This is a genomic window from Leisingera sp. F5, from assembly GCF_001593695.1.
Window position 1 is genome coordinate 1 of record NZ_LUKH01001455.1, and the last position, 1018, is coordinate 1018.

Below are 1018 nucleotides of genomic sequence, written 5' to 3' on the forward strand. Positions count from 1 at the left end.
CATCCTCCCGGTTGCGGACATGCTGTTCCGTTCGGTCGAGAACCGGATCGTCCAGGATACACTGCCCCGCACGGTTGAAGTTCTGGCAGACTGGGACCCTGCATCGGGCCAACTGCCGGAGGAGGCTGCTTTTGCCGCTCTGGCCGCCGACCTTAAAGAGGCGGCAAACGTTAAGACCCACACCAAGGTTGCCAAGCGTCTGAACTATGAAAATCCGGGTCTCTCGTCTGTGTTCAGGAAGTCCGGCCGCAAGGTCAAGAAATGGGATATCGCAAACGACGGCCCCTTCCGCGAAAAACTTATCGAACTTAACGACGGCTGGGGTGATGTCGAGCTTTGGCGGACGATCAAAACCTACTCCGGCACTTTCACATCCGGCTATTTCCTGAATGCGGTCGATATGCGATTGGGGGCTGAAGGCCCTGAGGTTCGTCCCGAGAATGAGCGCATCTACAACACTATGCTGATCCGGACCATGCGGATGTCCCTGATCATCACCTTCAGCTGCATCATGTTGGGTTATCCGGTTGCCTGGATCCTGGCGAACCTCCCCACACGCCAGGCAAACTTGCTGATGATTCTGGTCTTGCTGCCGTTCTGGACATCGCTCCTGGTGCGGACCTCTGCCTGGAAAATCCTGCTGCAACAGCAGGGTGTTATCAACGATACGCTGGTCTGGATCGGTCTGGTGGATGATGCCAACCGATTGGTTCTTATCAACAATGAGCTGGGCACCATTATTGCGATGACCCACATCCTGCTGCCGTTTATGATCCTGCCGATGTATTCGGTGATGCAGACCATCAACCCGTCTTACTTGCGCGCCGCCAAATCCCTCGGGGCAACCGACTGGACTGCGTTCTGGCGTGTCTACTTCCCGCAGACCGTGCCGGGCATCGGCGCCGGATCGATCCTCGTGTTCATCCTGGCTGTTGGCTACTACATCACTCCGGCCCTGGTCGGCGGCACCAAAGGCACCTTTATTTCGAACCTGATCGCCTACCACATCTCGACGTCG

1 protein-coding gene is annotated in these 1018 nt (G+C 56.8%); it reads left to right on the forward strand.

What is annotated here, in order from left to right:
- A partial coding sequence (locus A2I95_RS42215; protein WP_291738193.1) for an ABC transporter permease occupies window positions 1-1018 on the forward strand: 1018 nt, incomplete at both ends.